Source organism: Thioclava kandeliae (genome assembly GCF_040297545.1).
Taxonomy (GTDB): Bacteria; Pseudomonadota; Alphaproteobacteria; order Rhodobacterales; family Rhodobacteraceae; genus Thioclava; species Thioclava kandeliae.
On sequence record NZ_JAYWLC010000009.1, the window covers coordinates 1 to 15171 of the forward strand.

At 61.6% G+C, this 15171-nt stretch carries 15 protein-coding genes, 2 tRNA genes, 2 pseudogenes and 1 other annotated feature; of the genes and pseudogenes, 9 read left to right on the forward strand and 10 right to left on the reverse strand.

Annotated features, from left to right (window positions below; genetic code table 11):
• Positions 1 to 133: 133 nt before the first annotated feature.
• The 3 genes and pseudogenes from VSX56_RS20830 to VSX56_RS12035 all read right to left on the reverse strand — a co-directional run.
• Positions 134 to 634: pseudogene (locus tag VSX56_RS20830) on the reverse strand (tetraacyldisaccharide 4'-kinase); the annotation flags it as partial.
• Positions 635 to 1570: pseudogene (locus VSX56_RS12030) on the reverse strand (IS3 family transposase); the annotation flags it as partial. It lies immediately after the preceding pseudogene.
• Positions 1146 to 1262 (reverse strand) — a sequence feature (AL1L pseudoknot). Its footprint overlaps the pseudogene before it by 117 nt.
• 78 nt (positions 1571 to 1648) lie before the next feature.
• A tRNA-Ile gene (locus tag VSX56_RS12035) sits at positions 1649 to 1724 on the reverse strand.
• Positions 1725 to 1861: 137 nt separating this feature from the next.
• On the opposite strand from VSX56_RS12035, the gene purM reads away from it, so the two are divergent.
• The 6 genes from purM to VSX56_RS12065 all read left to right on the forward strand — a co-directional run bounded on the left by purM (position 1862) and on the right by VSX56_RS12065 (position 6314).
• Entirely contained in the window at positions 1862 to 2920 is a 1059-nt protein-coding gene (gene purM / locus VSX56_RS12040) for a phosphoribosylformylglycinamidine cyclo-ligase (RefSeq protein ID WP_350937378.1), read from the forward strand.
• Positions 2917 to 3504 carry a phosphoribosylglycinamide formyltransferase gene (gene purN / locus VSX56_RS12045; RefSeq protein WP_350937380.1) on the forward strand — a complete coding sequence of 196 codons (588 nt, stop codon included), beginning with the start codon at positions 2917 to 2919 and terminating at the stop codon, positions 3502 to 3504. The genes purM and purN overlap by 4 nt, the downstream gene beginning before the upstream one ends.
• Positions 3505 to 3701: 197 nt before the next feature.
• Entirely contained in the window at positions 3702 to 4811 is a 1110-nt protein-coding gene (locus VSX56_RS12050) for an NADH:flavin oxidoreductase (protein WP_350937383.1), read from the forward strand.
• A 75-nt stretch (positions 4812 to 4886) separates the two neighbouring features.
• Positions 4887 to 4960, forward strand: a tRNA-Gly gene (locus VSX56_RS12055).
• Positions 4961 to 5167: 207 nt separating this feature from the next.
• Entirely contained in the window at positions 5168 to 5884 is a 717-nt protein-coding gene (locus VSX56_RS12060) for an O-methyltransferase (protein WP_339113054.1), read from the forward strand.
• 82 nt (positions 5885 to 5966) lie between these two features.
• Positions 5967 to 6314: a RidA family protein gene (locus tag VSX56_RS12065; protein ID WP_339113053.1), complete on the forward strand. Its 348-nt coding sequence runs from the start codon at positions 5967 to 5969 to the stop codon at positions 6312 to 6314.
• Between the two features lie 22 nt (positions 6315 to 6336).
• Here the strand turns inward: VSX56_RS12065 and VSX56_RS12070 are convergent, their stop codons facing one another.
• Positions 6337 to 6765, reverse strand: coding sequence for a SufE family protein (locus VSX56_RS12070; RefSeq protein WP_339113052.1), 429 nt, complete (start codon positions 6763 to 6765; stop codon positions 6337 to 6339).
• Between the two features lie 123 nt (positions 6766 to 6888).
• On the opposite strand from VSX56_RS12070, the gene VSX56_RS12075 reads away from it, so the two are divergent.
• Together VSX56_RS12075 and VSX56_RS12080 are read left to right on the forward strand one after the other, a co-directional pair.
• Positions 6889 to 7383: a hypothetical protein gene (locus VSX56_RS12075; protein WP_339113051.1), complete on the forward strand. Its 495-nt coding sequence runs from the start codon at positions 6889 to 6891 to the stop codon at positions 7381 to 7383.
• Between the two features lie 57 nt (positions 7384 to 7440).
• A complete protein-coding gene (locus VSX56_RS12080) occupies positions 7441 to 8046 on the forward strand; it encodes a LysE family translocator (RefSeq protein WP_339113050.1) in 606 nt (201 codons plus the stop codon).
• 56 nt (positions 8047 to 8102) lie between these two features.
• Here the strand turns inward: VSX56_RS12080 and rnd are convergent, their stop codons facing one another.
• From rnd to dksA, 3 genes are all read right to left on the reverse strand, one after another.
• Positions 8103 to 9266 carry a ribonuclease D gene (rnd, locus tag VSX56_RS12085; RefSeq protein ID WP_350937387.1) on the reverse strand — a complete coding sequence of 388 codons (1164 nt, stop codon included), beginning with the start codon at positions 9264 to 9266 and terminating at the stop codon, positions 8103 to 8105.
• Positions 9267 to 9389: 123 nt separating this feature from the next.
• Complete coding sequence (locus VSX56_RS12090) at positions 9390 to 10568, reverse strand: FAD-dependent monooxygenase (protein WP_350937389.1); 1179 nt, start codon at positions 10566 to 10568, stop codon at positions 9390 to 9392.
• Positions 10569 to 10726: 158 nt separating this feature from the next.
• Positions 10727 to 11149, reverse strand: a complete 423-nt coding sequence (dksA, locus tag VSX56_RS12095) for an RNA polymerase-binding protein DksA (RefSeq protein WP_339113047.1) — start codon at positions 11147 to 11149, stop codon at positions 10727 to 10729.
• A 230-nt stretch (positions 11150 to 11379) separates the two neighbouring features.
• Between dksA and VSX56_RS12100 the strand changes: the two genes are divergently transcribed.
• Positions 11380 to 12219 carry an AAA family ATPase gene (locus VSX56_RS12100; RefSeq protein WP_350937391.1) on the forward strand — a complete coding sequence of 280 codons (840 nt, stop codon included), beginning with the start codon at positions 11380 to 11382 and terminating at the stop codon, positions 12217 to 12219.
• Positions 12220 to 12257: 38 nt separating this feature from the next.
• Here VSX56_RS12100 and VSX56_RS12105 read toward each other — a convergent pair whose 3' ends face one another.
• The 3 genes from VSX56_RS12105 to surE form a co-directional block, all read right to left on the reverse strand.
• Complete coding sequence (locus VSX56_RS12105; RefSeq protein ID WP_434096030.1) at positions 12258 to 13457, reverse strand: peptidoglycan DD-metalloendopeptidase family protein; 1200 nt, start codon at positions 13455 to 13457, stop codon at positions 12258 to 12260.
• Between the two features lie 89 nt (positions 13458 to 13546).
• Positions 13547 to 14197 carry a protein-L-isoaspartate(D-aspartate) O-methyltransferase gene (locus VSX56_RS12110; RefSeq protein WP_339113045.1) on the reverse strand — a complete coding sequence of 217 codons (651 nt, stop codon included), beginning with the start codon at positions 14195 to 14197 and terminating at the stop codon, positions 13547 to 13549.
• Positions 14194 to 14979 carry a 5'/3'-nucleotidase SurE gene (surE, locus tag VSX56_RS12115; protein ID WP_350937394.1) on the reverse strand — a complete coding sequence of 262 codons (786 nt, stop codon included), beginning with the start codon at positions 14977 to 14979 and terminating at the stop codon, positions 14194 to 14196. The genes VSX56_RS12110 and surE overlap by 4 nt, the downstream gene beginning before the upstream one ends.
• Positions 14980 to 15171: the final 192 nt, after the last annotated feature.

Here is a 15171-nt window from a genome sequence, read left to right on the forward strand (position 1 = left end):
CCCGGTAGCTCGTCAGGCTCATAACCTGAAGGTCGTAGGTTCAAATCCTACTCCCGCAACCAAATAAAAAGCCGTCTCATCAGAGGCGGCTTCGCGCATTCTTGACACAGCAAAAATAGACCGGAAAATCCGCTCAGAAGAGCGAATGAAGACGGGCATCAAGAGCCTCCGCCTGCAAAATCTCCAGACGCACAGGCAATGTCAGCACCTCACCACGCAAGGATGAAGGCAAACGCGCAGCGTCCTTCTCCGTCGTCACAAGCTGTAAACCATCCGCCTGCGCATCATGCAAAAGACGCGACAACAGCGCAGCCGTGAAAGGCTGGTGGTCACCAAGTGACTCCGTCCGAACAACCGACGCACCCAAGCCTCGTAGCGTATCGAAAAACTTCTCTGGATAACCAATCCCCGCAAACGCCAAACACCGCAATCCACGCCAGTCCATACCAGTCGGCAACGGGGCCAGGTGGCCAGTAAAATGAGGGCAGGGAAGATAAGCGCCCCAGCGCGACGCAAAACGCTCTTGCGCCGCAGCCTCTCCGATCGAAACAACAAGATCAGCCCGCGATAGACCCGCAGATACAGGCTCCCGCAAAGGACCCGCTGGAAGGCAAAGCCCGTTCCCAAAACCTCGATGGACCGGCCCCATGGCCTTTGTCGGCCTTCGATCATGGACGGCCTGCTCCAGTGCATCTAGGACAAAACCAGTCTACGCCGAGGTGCTGGCGCGCCAGCCGACGATCTTGCGCGCATAGGCTTCGATGACGAAGGCCACATAGACGAACCCTTTCCAAGTCGGGACGTAAGTAAAATCGCTCACCCAGAGCATGTTGGGCGCCGGAACCCGAAACTCGCGTTTTACCTTGTCCAACGGGTATGTGGCCTTTTTGTCCGGGATCGTTGTCCGATGCGGTTTGCCGCGGATGATACCCTGGATGTCCATGTCCCGCATGAGCCGTGCTACCGTGCAACGCGCGACAGCGAAGCCTTCCCGGAAAAGCTGCCGCCAGACCTTACGGACGCCGTAGACCTTGTAATTCTCCTCCCAGACGCGTTCGATCGGGCCGCAGGGCGGCATCACGACGGGCACGGTCCCACAACCGGGCTGGATGGGCCCGCTTGGCAAGATGATCTTGGAATGTGGAAGGGGCAATCGGCAGCACCGTGCAGATTGGCTCGACCTCATGCGCATCACGATGCGCCTCGATCAAATCCGCCATAACTTCGACCGGCGGTCGAGCTCCGCCATCGCAAAATATGCGTTCGCCAATGTCTCGCGGACCATTGGCTCACCCTTGCGCGAGATCTCATTGGCCTGGCGCAGTTCGCGGTTCTCCCGCTCCGGCGCCTTCATGCGCTCGGTCATCTCGCTGGGGACGCCTGCACGCTTGCCGCTATCAAGCTCGGCCTTCTTAACTCACTCGTGCAACGTATTTGTCGATCAGCCGATCTCCGCGGCAATCGAGACAACGGACTGCCAGCGAGATCCATGCTGACCCGCATTGTCGAGAACCATCCGAACCGCTCGTTCGCGGACTTCAGGAGAATATTTGTTCGTTGTTTTGCTCATAGTGCGCCATCCCACTCAAGAGTTGGAGCCCCCGGTAAACCCGGCGCGGTTCAGGTCTTCCGCGTCCTAACATCAAACTGGTAGGCCCGGAGGGATTTGAACCCCCAACCAAGGCGTTATGAGCGCCCTGCTCTAACCGTTGAGCTACAGGCCCACCATTGAGAATGGTCATTAGCATAAATAAGGGCGGGGTCAAGAAATCTTGGGGCAAATCCTCAGCCGCCGATTGCCCGTACGCCCCGCATGCGCTAATGGCAACACAACTTTATTTCCCAAGGAGCGCGTGGGCCCATGAGCGAAAAGACGAGCGACAAAACGAATGGTCTGACCTATGCCGATGCAGGCGTCGATATCGATGCCGGCAATGAGCTGGTCGAACGCATCAAACCTGCGGCCAAGCGGACCGCGCGTTCGGGCACCGTATCGGGGCTTGGTGGGTTCGGCGCGCTGTTCGATCTGAAGGCCGCGGGATATAATGATCCGGTGCTGGTGGCCGCGACCGATGGTGTGGGCACGAAGCTGCGCATTGCGATCGACACCGGAAATGTCGATACGATCGGCATCGACCTCGTCGCGATGTGCGTGAATGACCTCGTGTGCCAAGGCGCCGAGCCGCTGTTCTTCCTTGATTATTTCGCGACGGGCAAACTCGAGCTGGACTCTGCGACCCGCATCATCAACGGCATTGCCGAGGGCTGTTCGCAGTCGGGCTGTGCGCTGATCGGGGGCGAGACCGCCGAGATGCCGGGCATGTATCACAAGGGTGATTTCGACCTTGCGGGCTTTGCCGTGGGCGCGATGGAGCGTGGCACGCTTCTGCCCGAGGGTGTTGAAGAGGGGGATGTGCTTCTGGGCCTCGGCTCCAATGGCGTGCATTCCAACGGCTATTCCTTCGTGCGTAAGGTTGTCGAGATGTCGGGTCTTGGCTGGGATGCTGGTTGCCCTTGGGGCGAGGGCTCGCTCGGCGAGGCGCTGCTTGCGCCGACTCGCCTCTATGTCACGCAATGTCTCAAGGCCTTCCGTGCAGGCGGCGTTCATGCACTGGCCCATATCACCGGTGGTGGCCTGACCGAGAATCTGCCGCGCGTCCTGCCCGAGGGGCTGGGGGCCGAGATCGATCTCGACACCTGGGAGTTGCCGGGTGTGTTCCGCTGGCTGGCAGAGACCGCCAAGATGGAAGAGCCGGAACTCCTGAAGACCTTCAACTCCGGTATCGGCATGATCGTCGTGGTGGCCAAAGACCGTGCCGAAGCCCTGACCGAGCTTCTGCGCGCCGAGGGCGAAACCGTGACGCAGATCGGCACGATCACCGCAGGCGAGGGGGTTGCCTATAAGGGCAAGCTCCTGTGAAACGTGTTGCAATCCTGATTTCGGGGGGCGGATCCAATATGGTCCGCCTCGTCGAGGCCATGCAGGCCAGAGGCTTTGCCGAACCCGTTCTGGTCGCGTCGAATGACGCGCAGGCGGGGGGGCTGCTGAAGGCTGCGGCGATGGGCGTGCCCACGGCCGCGATAGACCACCGTCCGTTCGGCCGTGACCGTGCGGCCTTCGAGGCGGAGCTTCTCAAGCCGATCCTGGCGTCCAAGCCCGATATCCTCTGTCTTGCGGGCTTCATGCGCGTGCTGACGCCGGAATTTGTCGAGCGTTTCGCAGGACGGATGCTGAATATCCATCCCTCGCTCCTGCCGAACTATCCGGGATTGCACACGCATCAGCGCGCGCTGGATGCGGGCGATACGGAAGCCGGCTGCACCGTGCATGAGGTGACGCCCGTTCTCGATGATGGCCCTATCCTCGGTCAGGCCAGTGTCCCTGTGCTCGCGGGGGATACGGCCGATACGCTTGCGGCGCGGGTTCTGGTGCAGGAACACAAGCTCTATCCGGCAGTGCTCGAACGCTATGTCGCAGAGGATCGCAGCTTCCTCCAGCTTTGAGAAAAACCCGGCCTCTGGTCGGGTTTTTGCGTTCCGGACGGTATTGCATGGCTGTGCCGGCCCGCCGTGCAGGCCCGCGCAGGCGGATGCGCGATTGTGCAAGCGGGCAGGGGTTGTCTGGGCGACGTTCCTGCATATCTGCTCTGGCGAAGGTCGGGTCTGTGAAGGCCCTTCCAACCTCAAACAGGAAAGACATCATGACGAGCACCGAAACCCTTTTCCGTCCGTTCTCCTATAAGGGCCTGACGCTCAAGAACCGTATCGTGATGGCACCGATGACGCGCAATATGGCCCCCGCGGGTGTGCCCAATGGCGACAACGCGGCCTATTATGCCCGCCGCGCGGCACAGGATGTAGGGCTGATTCTGACCGAAGGCACGGTCATCGACCGTCCCGCCTCGCGTAACCTGCCCAATATCCCCTTCTTCCATGGCAAAGAGGCATTGGCAGGCTGGAAGGCCGTGGCCGAGGCCGTGCACGAGCAGGGAGGCAAGATCGCGCCCCAGATCTGGCATACCGGCTCGACCCGTGGTGGCGACTGGGAACCGGAGACGCCCGTCGAGAGCCCCTCGGCGCTCGTTGGCCCCGATGACCCGCGCGGTGTGGAAATGTCCGAGGCTGATATCGAGGCGACCATCAAGGCCTTCGGTCAGGCCGCGGCCGATGCCAAGGCGAACGGGTTCGACACGGTCGAGATCCATGGTGCACATGGCTATCTGATTGACCAGTTCTTCTGGGAGGGCACCAATAAACGCACCGATGGTTGGGGAGGTGCGACCCTGCCCGAGCGGTCCCGCTTTGCCGTCGAGGTGGTGAAGGCCGTGCGCGCGGCGGTTGGCCCCGATTTTCCGGTGATCATGCGCCTGAGCCAGTGGAAGCAGCAGGATTACACCGCCAAACTGGCAAAGACCCCTGCCGAGATGGAGGCATGGCTGATGCCGCTCAAGGAGGCGGGGGTCGATATCTTCCACTGCTCGCAGCGTCGTTTCTGGGAGCCGGAATTTCCCGAAATCGATGGCGAGGGCGGCCTCAACTTCGCAGGCTGGGCCAAGAAAATCACCGGTGCGCCAACGATTTCGGTGGGCTCGGTCGGGCTTTCGGGAGAGTTTCTGGCGGCCTTTGGTGGCGAAGGGTCGAAAGTGACTCCTCTCGATAATCTCGTCGAGCGTATGTCGAAAGACGAGTTCGACCTGATCGCTGTGGGTCGTGCGCTTCTGTCGGATGCGCAATGGGTGACCAAGGTCAAAGAGGGCCGCAGCGACGAGCTGACCGGTTTCGACGCCAAGGATCTTGCGACGCTCTCGTGATAAAATGCAGCGCGTCAGGTGCTTTGGGCGCTTGACGTGCTCGGGCGGAGTGGCTATTTCTCCGCCCACACCTTCGCGGGTGTAGTTCAATGGTAGAACGGCAGCTTCCCAAGCTGCATACGAGGGTTCGATTCCCTTCACCCGCTCCATTACCCCCCATCCCTATCGATATACGCCAAGTGCCGCTTGCGGTCCGGCTTGCGCCCTATGCCTGCAGAACAGGCCCGCGAAGCCATGGTAGACAAGCCCTTTATGTCTTTCCGGCGAAAAAGAAGATCGTTTACGATAATTACACCCCATGGCTGCTAGCTTCGCTGCAGATGCGGAACGCATTTGCGCCAAGCGGGGAGAGCCGAATGGAAATGGGATTTATTTCGCGGATCGGGGCGGTGACGCTCAATCCCGCAAACCTAACCGATCTTGCAGACAGGTTCGGGTCGGATAAGGGCACGATAAAGCATCGCTATAGCGAACTCTACCACATGCTCTTCCACCCCTATCGCGACCGGCCGATCAATTTCCTCGAGATGGGCTTGCAGATCGGTGGGCCGGAACATGGCAAGAGCGCGGACCGGACGACCACCGATCTCCCGTCGATCCGGATGTGGCTCGAGTTCTTCTCGATGGCGCAGATCCACGGGCTGGATGTGTCGGATTTCGGCTGGTTCGAGGATCCGCGCTTCCATTTCCATCGCTGTGATATGGATTTGCGCGAGAACATCCGTAGGGCTGGAGATCTCTTGCCGGAACTCGATATCATCATCGACGATGCGAGCCACGCGTCCCATCACCAGCAGAACGCCTTTCTGGAGCTCTTTCCCAAATTGGCCTCCGGTGGGCTCTATATCATCGAGGATCTACGCTGGCAGCCGCCACCCTATGAAAAGGACGGGATCACCAAGACGGCGGCTCTGTTCCGTGGCTTCTCCGAGGGCCGCAAATTCGAGCATAACGATCCGCAGATCGAGGCAGAATTCACCCGTCTCGCACCGCAGATTTCCGGCTGCTTCATGTTTACCGCACGCTATCACAAAAAACGTGCCGATCAGGTGGCGGTGATCCATAAACGCTAGACGGGCGCGCCAATCCCACTCATAGAGCGTGCGAGGGCAGGGCCGCACCCTGCCTCGTGACAACAGTGGAAGAGGCTTCCCCATGACTATCAAACGTATCGGCACCGGCGCGCGTATGAGCGAAGCCGTGGTTCATAACGGCACCGTCTATCTGGCGGGGCAGGTCGGCACGCCGGGCAAATCCGTCGCAGACCAGACGCGCGATGCGCTGGCCGAGGTGGACCGCCTTCTGGCCGAAGCGGGCTCGGATAAGGAACATATCCTCTCGACGCAGATCTGGCTGGCCGATATGGCCGATTTCGCCGAGATGAATAGCGTTTGGGATGCCTGGGTTGCCCAGGGCCATACACCCGCGCGTGCAACCGGCGAATCGAAACTGGCCGCGCCGGAATATCTGGTCGAGGTGATCGTGGTGGCGGCGGTCAAGTAACCGCCTGTGCCTTGCGGCGGCCTTATGCGGCCGCCGCTTCTGCCGCCAGCAGGCGGATACGTTCGACCATCGCCCGCAGTCCGTTCGAGCGTTGCGCCGAGAGGTGGTCGTTCAGGCCCAGCCGCGCCAGTTCGGCCTCGGCATCGGTTGCCGTGACTTCGGTCACGGTCAGACCGGAATAGAGCGCATGCAGGATTGCGATCAGGCCCTGCACGATCATCGCATCCGACTCGCCATCAAAAGCAAAGCGCGCCTGCGGGCCGGTCCCCTCGATCCGCGGCAGGAGCCACACCTGGCTGGCACAGCCCTCGACCTTGGTGGCAGGCACCTTCACGGCATCGTCAAGTGGCGGCAATTCCTTACCCAATTCGATCACATGGCGGTAGCGATCTTCCCAATCGTCCAGAAATTCGAATGTATCGGCGATTTCCTCGAATGCTTCGCTGGCCATTTTTCCACTCCGCGGCTTGTTTCTTGGCCAATACCTAGACCCAAGCCTGCCAAGGGTCCAGAGCCGCCTTTTCAAAGCCGGTGCAATAGGCTAGGGAAAAGAAGATCAAGTGCCGGAGAGACCATGAGAAAACCGTTCCTTGCTTCGCTTGCCATTGTGCTGGCGCTTTCTGCCTGTGGCAGCCTCCGCGAAAGCCGCATGAATCCGTGGAACTGGTTCGGGTCTTCGACCGAAGAGAAAACCACGCCTACGCTCGCGCCCAAGGGGGGCTATGAGGCCGCTCTTGCGGATAATCGTAGTGTGATTGCGGAAGTCACCGCATTGTCCATCCGGAAAACCTCCGGTGGAGCCATTGTTGAAGTAACGGCCCTGCCGCCGACCCAAGGCTGGTGGAATATCGGTCTGATCGCCGAGAATGACGGACGCCCTGTAAACGGAGAGGTGCGTTATACGCTGGTGGGCTTCCCGCCGGCCGCTGGCAGCCCCGAGGCGACCCGCGCAGGCACGGTCAGCTCGCGTCAGGTGACCGCCGCCGCCTATATCGACAATTTCAAACTGGCCGATGTGCGCAAGGTGACCGTGGTGGCCGCCACCAATAGCCGCAGCGCCAGCCGATAATCTTTGCCAGACGCAACGGTTGCGATTAGCCTCCTGTCATCCGCAGGAGGCTTTTTCATGTCGCATCTCTTGATCGCCTATCTCGCCTATTTTCTGGCCGTCGCCAGCCCCGGTCCCAGCACGCTTGCCATCTTGGGCACCGCAATGGCTTCGGGGCGCAGACCCGCGCTGGCCCTGGCGTCAGGGGTGGTCAGTGGCAGCCTGATCTGGGCGGGGCTGACCGCGCTCGGGATGGGGGCGCTGCTTTTGTCTCTCGTCCAGCTCATCTGGCTGCTCAAACTCGCAGGCGGGCTCTATCTGATGTATCTGGCATGGAAATCTCTGCGCTCGGCCTCGTGTCCGCCGCCAGCAGCGGGTCGCGGACAGTCCCCCGCGGCCGCCTATCGGCGCGGGCTGTTGCTGCATCTCACCAATCCCAAAGCGATCCTCGGCTGGGCCGCGACTTTTGCCCTCGGGCTGCCCGAAGGGGCAGGCGGGGCCGAGATGGCCGCGCTGTTTGCAGGCTGCGCGGCCATCGGTATCTGCGTGAATTTCGGCTATGCTTGGGGCTTCTCGCAGGGGGCCGTCGCGCGGACCTATCTGCGCGCGCGGCGCTGGATCGAGCGTAGCCTCGCGGCCGTATTCGCTGCCGCCGGCCTGCATCTGATCCTCTCGCGCGGCTAACCGCGTGAAAAAGGCGCAGCCAGTGGCTGCGCCCGTCTGTATCACAATGTGACGCGTTACAGCGTGATCAGCTTGATATCGCCATTCTCTGCCGAGAGCGCGATCTTGCCCTCGGACAAACGGATCGCGTCCTCGCCAAAGACCTCGCGACGCCAGCCCGAGAGGGCGGGCACATCACGCTTGCCGGCGGCGATCGCATCCAGATCATGCGAGGAGGCGATCAGCTTGGGCGCGACGCCCGTCTGATTGGATTTCGCCTTCAAAAGCACGCGCAACAGATCGGCCAGCGCCGAGTCGACCTGCAGGTGGTCGCTGTCGCTCTGTACCTTGGGCATTTTGTCGGCGGGCACGGCCAGCCCTTCCTTCACGGCGGTGATGATCCCCTCGGCGATCTCGCCCTTGCGGGCCTCGCGCAGCAGGAGCCGCGATTTGCCCAGATCGTCGAGGCTCACGGGCTTGGTGGAGGCCAGCTCCAGCAAGGCGTCGTCCTTGAAGATACGCGAGCGCGGAATATTGCGGTTCTGCGCGAACCCTTCCCGGAAACGTGCCAGCTCGCGTACGACCGAGAGGAATTTACCAGAATGGGTGCGGGTCTTCACGCGCAGCCAGGCTTCCTCGGGGCGGGTGATATAGGTCTCGGGGTTAAGGAGAATGCCCACCTCTTCCTCGACCCAAGGGGCGCGTCCCGATTTCTTCAGCTGCTTGGCCAGATATTCGTAGATCACGCGCAGATGGGTAACATCGGCAATCGCGTATTTCTGCTGTGCGGGAGTGAGCGGGCGGCGCGACCAGTCGGTGAAGCGCGAGGTCTTGTCGAGCGATTGCTTGGCGATCTTGCGCACCAGCGTCTCGTAACCCACCTGTTCGCCAAAGCCGCAGACCATTGCCGCAACCTGCGTATCGAAGAGCGGATCGGGGAAGACCTGCGCATCGGTGAAGAAGATCTCCAGATCCTGACGCGCAGCATGGAAGACCTTCACGGTTTCCTTGTGGCGGAAGAGGTCATAGAGCGGCTCGAGCGAGATGCCCTTGGCCAATGGATCGATCAGGACCGCCTCGCCCTCGACACCGTCATGACTTGGCAGCGCCATCTGGACAAGGCAGAGCTTCGACCAATAGGTGCGCTCGCGCAGAAATTCGGTATCCAGCGTCACATAGGGTTCCGCCTTCGCCTTCTCGCAGATGACCGCAAGCGCTTCGGTGGTCGTAATCATATCCATAGCAGGCCTTGTCAAGTTGCGCGGGGTCATCCCGCTGTCACTTTGTCTTTAGCTCCGCAGATCAGCTTTGGAAAGAGCGCGCGGGTGCATGGCCGCCAAAGCGGGCCTGCAACGCCGCGCTTTTCAATCGGTCTGCAGGATGGTGCGGGCATCGTAATTGTAGATCCAGTCATATTTTCCGATCAGCAGATCGGGCGCGAATTTCGAGAGCGCGCGCATCCCCAGATGGCCCACCACACGCGGCAGGCCCGAGAGATGGTAGTTGCGCGCGTTCTTGTTGGCGGCCTCCACGATCTCGCTGCTGCGCTCGCGGCGGGCGGTCTGGTAGGCGGCAAAGCCCACCTCGTCCTCGCCATGCAGCGCCAGCGCCTGTGCCAGGATCCACGCATCCTCCAGCGCCATATTCGCGCCCTGCGCCAGGAAGGGCAGGGTCGGATGGGCGGCATCGCCAAGGATCGCGCAATTCGGGCCGAACCAGCGGCGGGCCACGGGATGGCGGAACAGTCCCCAGAGATAGGGCTCCTCGACCTGTTCGAGCCAGCCGCGCACCTCGGGGCAGAACTCCTCGAAAGCAACACGCAGCGTCATCGCATCATCGCGGATATGCCAGCCTTCCTCGGCCCAGCGACTGCGCTCCTCGACAGCCACGATATTGCGCATGCCATTCGAGAGTGGGTAGCTGACGATATGTTTTTTGGCCCCCATGAACACGCGGGCCACGGGTGGCTCGGCACGGGGCATCGGGACCATGGCGCGCCATGCGACCTGATTGGTGAAGAAGGGTTTGGCCTCGCCATTGAGCGCCCCGCGCAGCTTGGAATGCAGCCCATCCGCGCCCAGCACCGTGCCGGGGCGGGAGGTGGCGCCACCTTCAAAGGTCAGGACCGGACCGTCATCGGTGATCTCGACGGCCGCGATCCTCTGGTCCAGCCGGATCTCGACCCCTGCATCGCGCGCGCCTCCGGCCAAAAGCGCAATCAGCTCGGGACGACGGACGAAATAATAGGGCGCATTGGGGCGGCGCATGGCCATATCGAGCCGCGTCACCGGCTCGCCGGTTTCACCATTCAGCAGCTCGACCGCCTTCAGACGGGGGCTCGTGGCCGCCAGCTCCGTTCCGAGCCCCAGCGCGTCCAGCACCTTCATTCCGTTGGGAGAGATCTGGATGCCCGCACCGACCTCACCCAGCTCGGGCGATTGTTCGAGCACGGTGACCCGCGCACCATGCATGGCAAGCGCGCGTGCAAGCGCCAAGCCGGAGATACCCGCCCCGAGAATGGTGAACTCTCTGCCGACCAGCATGGAAACCTCGCCCGTAAAAATGCGACCACCGGCATGGAGGATCCATGCCGGGGTGCATATACTCAGACAACATTAACCAAAGACCCGCAATGCCAAAAACCACAGCCAGTGGCATGCGAAGGAAAAACACAAAAAAACGCAGGCAGAGCCTACGTCAATCAGTCGTCGCGATGAACCCGCTCACGGCGCTCGTGGCGCTCCTGCGCTTCCAGCGTCATGGTGGCGATCGGTCGCGCATCCAGACGACGCAGCGAGATCGGCTCGCCGGTTTTCTCGCAATAGCCGAATTCACCTTCATCGATACGGCGCAGCGCCGCGTCGATCTTCACCACCAGCTTGCGCTGACGGTCACGGGTGCGCAGCTCAAGGGCGCGGTCGGTTTCTTCCGAGGCGCGGTCCGCGACATCGGGAACGGATCTTGCGGATTCCGAGAGACCTTCAAGCGTTTCGGCGGATTGCGCCAAAAGCTCGTGCTTCCAATCGTTGAGTTTGCGACGGAAATATTCCAGTTGACGATCGTTCATGAACGGCTCGTCTTCAGCCGGGCGGTAATCATCCGGAAGAAAGATTTCGGGTTTCATGACTGGCCTTTCTATGGTGCCTGACCCTTTGGGTAGTTGTGTGTTCGTGCCCTGCTGGATGCACGATTCCACGCCGCCCGAATACCCGACCCGAGACAGTTTGTCACGTTCTAGCGGGGTTCGATGCTTAGTTTAGGGGCGGTGCCTGATTTTTATGCAACGGCTCTTTTCGCTATGGCGTAAAGGTAGCCGTTTGAGGCTTAATGGGCGCAGGCAAAGGGAGATTTGTCATGCAATTCCAATCGACCGACAGCTATATCGCGCCGACCGACCTGACGGTGGCGGTCAATGCGGCGGTGGCGCTGGAGCGGCCATTGCTGGTCAAGGGCGAGCCGGGCACCGGCAAGACCGAACTGGCGCGACAGGTGGCGCAGGCGCTGGGGATGGAGATGATCGAGTGGGGGATCAAATCCACGACCCGGGCGCAGCAGGGGCTTTATGAATACGATGCGGTCTCGCGGTTGCGTGATAGCCAGCTGGGCGATCCCAAGGTCAGCGAGATCGGCCATTACATCCGCCGCGGCAAGATCTGGCAGGCTTTCACCGCGTCCGAGCGCTGTGTGCTGCTGATCGACGAGATCGACAAGGCTGATATCGAGTTCCCGAACGACCTCCTGCAGGAGCTCGACCGGATGGAGTTCCATGTCTACGAGACGGGCGAGACCATTCGCGCGACCCACCGCCCCGTGGTCATCATCACCTCCAATAACGAGAAGGAGCTGCCCGACGCTTTCCTGAGGCGCTGTTTCTTCCACTATATCCGCTTTCCCGAGCCCGAAGTGCTGGCCAGAATCGTCGAGGTGCATTTCCCGCAGATCAAGCCCAAGCTTCTGGCCGAGGCGCTGACGCGGTTCTACGAGATCCGCGAGACGCCCGGTCTGAAGAAGAAGCCCTCCACCTCGGAGGTGCTCGACTGGATCAAGCTCCTGCTGATCGAGGATCTTGCGCCGGAGGATCTGAAATCGGACGGGGTAAACCTGCTGCCCAAACTGCATGGGGCGCTTCTGAAGAACGAACAGGATGTGCATCTCTTCGAGCGGCTGGCCTTTGCCGCAAGGGGTAGGCGGTAGCGGGTGAATATGGAAAAGGGGCCAATAGGCCCCTTTTCTTATTGCAGATACGGCATCGGATCGACGCTCTCATAGCCTTGCCTGACCTCGAAATGCACAAAGCCCGGATTGCTGTTGCGGACTTTTGCGATGGTCTGGCCGCGCTTGACGGTGCCATCTTTCTGGACGGAGATATTGTCGATATTGGCATAGACGGTCAGCAGGCCGTCCGCATGGCGCAGCACAAGGATCGGCACCTGATCGGTATCCTTGGTGATTGCGGCCACCGTGCCATCGGCTGCGGCTTTCACGGGGGTGCCGGCTGCCGCCGAGATATCGATCCCGTCGTTCTTCTTCTTCACATAGGGGCGGATGATCGAGCCGCTGACCGGCATCAGCAGTTTCGCCGAATTGGAGGCGCTGACCTGCTTGCCCAGATTGGGCACGGAGGAGGTATCTACCGGCGCCGATGCCGGTTTTGTGCTCTGCTGCGGCAGCGGCTCTGCCGCCGAAGGCGGCGTGGGCGTGGCGCTGCCCTGACCGGGTTGGCTGGTAGTGACCTTGCCCGTGGCAGGAAGGGCAGTGGGGATCAGCAGATACTGGCCCTCATGGACGCTCATATCCGAGGGCAACCCGTTCCAGTCGGCCAATGATTTGACAGGGATGTCGTAATAGCGCGCGATGGAATAGGCGGTCTCGCCACGGGCCACGCGGTGACGGACGGGTTCGGGGCCTGCGGGTTTGCCTGCAACCGGTTTGCTGGCTGCGGGGGCGGCCGCCGGAGTGGTCGCGCCAGACGCTTGCGAGCGGTCGATGGCATTGGAGGCAAGAGAGGTGATGTCGATATTCTCGGCACCGCTTGCGGTGGTGGCACCGGTATAGGAGCCGGTCCCGACCGGTTCCTGCACGCGGCTCGGTAGCACAAGAACCGCGCCCTGATTGAGCGTGGTGGAGGTGCCAATGGCATTGTAGCGCGCCAGATCATTGGCGTTCACACCCACGCGCGCGGCCACGCTTGCCACGGTATCGCCGCGACTGGCGACCGCCACCTGATAGGTGGGATAGGAGATGATGCCACGATTGTCGGATTGCGGGCGCGGGGCGGTGGCCCGTTGCGCCGCATCGGTGGTATCGAAGCCGATCTGGGAATATTTCCGCAGGTCGGGATCGAAGCCCGATGGCATACAGGCAGACAGCGCGGCCGCAGCACAGCCCATCATCAGGAAGGTTGCAAGACGGGGGCGTCTGTAAGAAGTCATCGGCGCTCTTTCCTCTTTGGTTCCTGCCCCTGTCGGGCCCTTTTTAGCTGTTGTAGACACTGGGGCGGGAACCGCAACCCGTTCCGGCATCACTCGTTTGCCAGCCCTTCGACCAGCGGCACGAAGCGGACCGAGCGTAGCTCCTCGTAATCGAAGCCGGTTTCGAGGCGGCGCACACGGATCAGGCTCTGCACGGTGTCGGACTGGCCCACGGGTAACACCATGATACCGCCCGGTTTCAGCTGCGACAAGAGCGGACCCGGTGGGTCTTCGGCGGCGGCCGTCACGATGATGCGGTCGAACGGGGCCTGATCGGGCAGACCGAAGCTGCCATCACCCGCCAAGGCCACGATATTGGACAGATCGAGCGCGCGGAACACATCCTCGGCATCGCGGATCAGCTGTTTGTAGCGGTCGACCGTATAGACGCGGCGCGCCAGGCCCGAGAGGATCGCGGCCTGATAGCCCGAGCCTGTGCCGACCTCCAGCACCGTGTCGCGCGGCCCGATCTCGAGCGCCTGCGTCATCAACCCGACGATGGAGGGCTGGCTGATGGTCTGGCCGCAGCTGATCGGCAGCGGCATGTCCTCATAGGCGCGTCCCGCAAAGATGCCGCGCACGAACTTCCCGCGGTCGATCCGTTCCATCACCTTGAGCACGGCAGCATCGGTCACACCGCGCGAGCGGATCTGGAACAGGAAGCGCATCTTGCGCTCGGCATCGTCGTCGGGCGTGCTCATTCAAGGACCGTTTCCAGTTTGCCCAGCACATCATGGGCGGTCAGATCGGCGCGCATCGGCGTGACCGAGATATAGCCATCGAGATTGAGAGCGGCATCGGTGCCTGGCGCTGTGGCTGTGTGTTGCGGGCCGCCCTTTACCCAGAGGAATTTCTTGCCCGAGGGCGAGAAGGTGGCCTCGGTGGTGAAGAAACTATCGGTGCGGTAGCCCAGAGGTGCGGCCTTGCTGCCTTTGACATCGGCGCCCGAGACAGGCGGGAAATTGATGCTGTAGAAGACGCGATAGGGGCCATCATCCCAGATGCCGTTTTCCCAAAGCTTGCGGACAAGTGCCGGGCCATGCTGGCGCGCGGCTTCAAAGGGGTCATCAAGCACAGAGGTGCGCGGGCCCATGAACTGGCTCAAACCGATGGCGGGGATGCCCTGCAAGGCGCCTTCCATAGCGCCGCCCAACGTGCCGGAATAAAGTGCGTTCTCGGCGGAATTATTGCCGCGATTGACGCCCGAGAGGATCAGATCGGGGCGGGCGTCCGACAGGATGTCGTAGATGCCGGCCAGCACGCAATCGGCAGGGCTGCCCTCGACGGCAAACCGGCGCGGTCCCAGCTCGGCGGTCAGCATCGGACGCGAATAGCTGATGCAATGGCCCGCGCCCGATTGCTCGAAGGCGGGGGCGACGGTCCAGACCTCACCTGCGGGTCCGGCAAGACTTTTGGCGATCTCTTCAAGGACGCTCAGGCCCGGTGCATTGATCCCGTCGTCATTGGTGATGAGAATGCGCATATCTGCCCCGAACCTCTTAGCTGAAGATGATGGGGCGATGCGGCTACGCACGCGCCCCTTTGTGCTTGAGCTAGGTGATAACGCGGCCTCCGCGAGCGGTAAAGCGCCGAAGCCCCCGCGCTGCGGCAGGACGCTGCACAAAGGTCACAGGGCGTGTCCTTCGCGCCGCATTGCGGCAGACTGCCTCAGGCT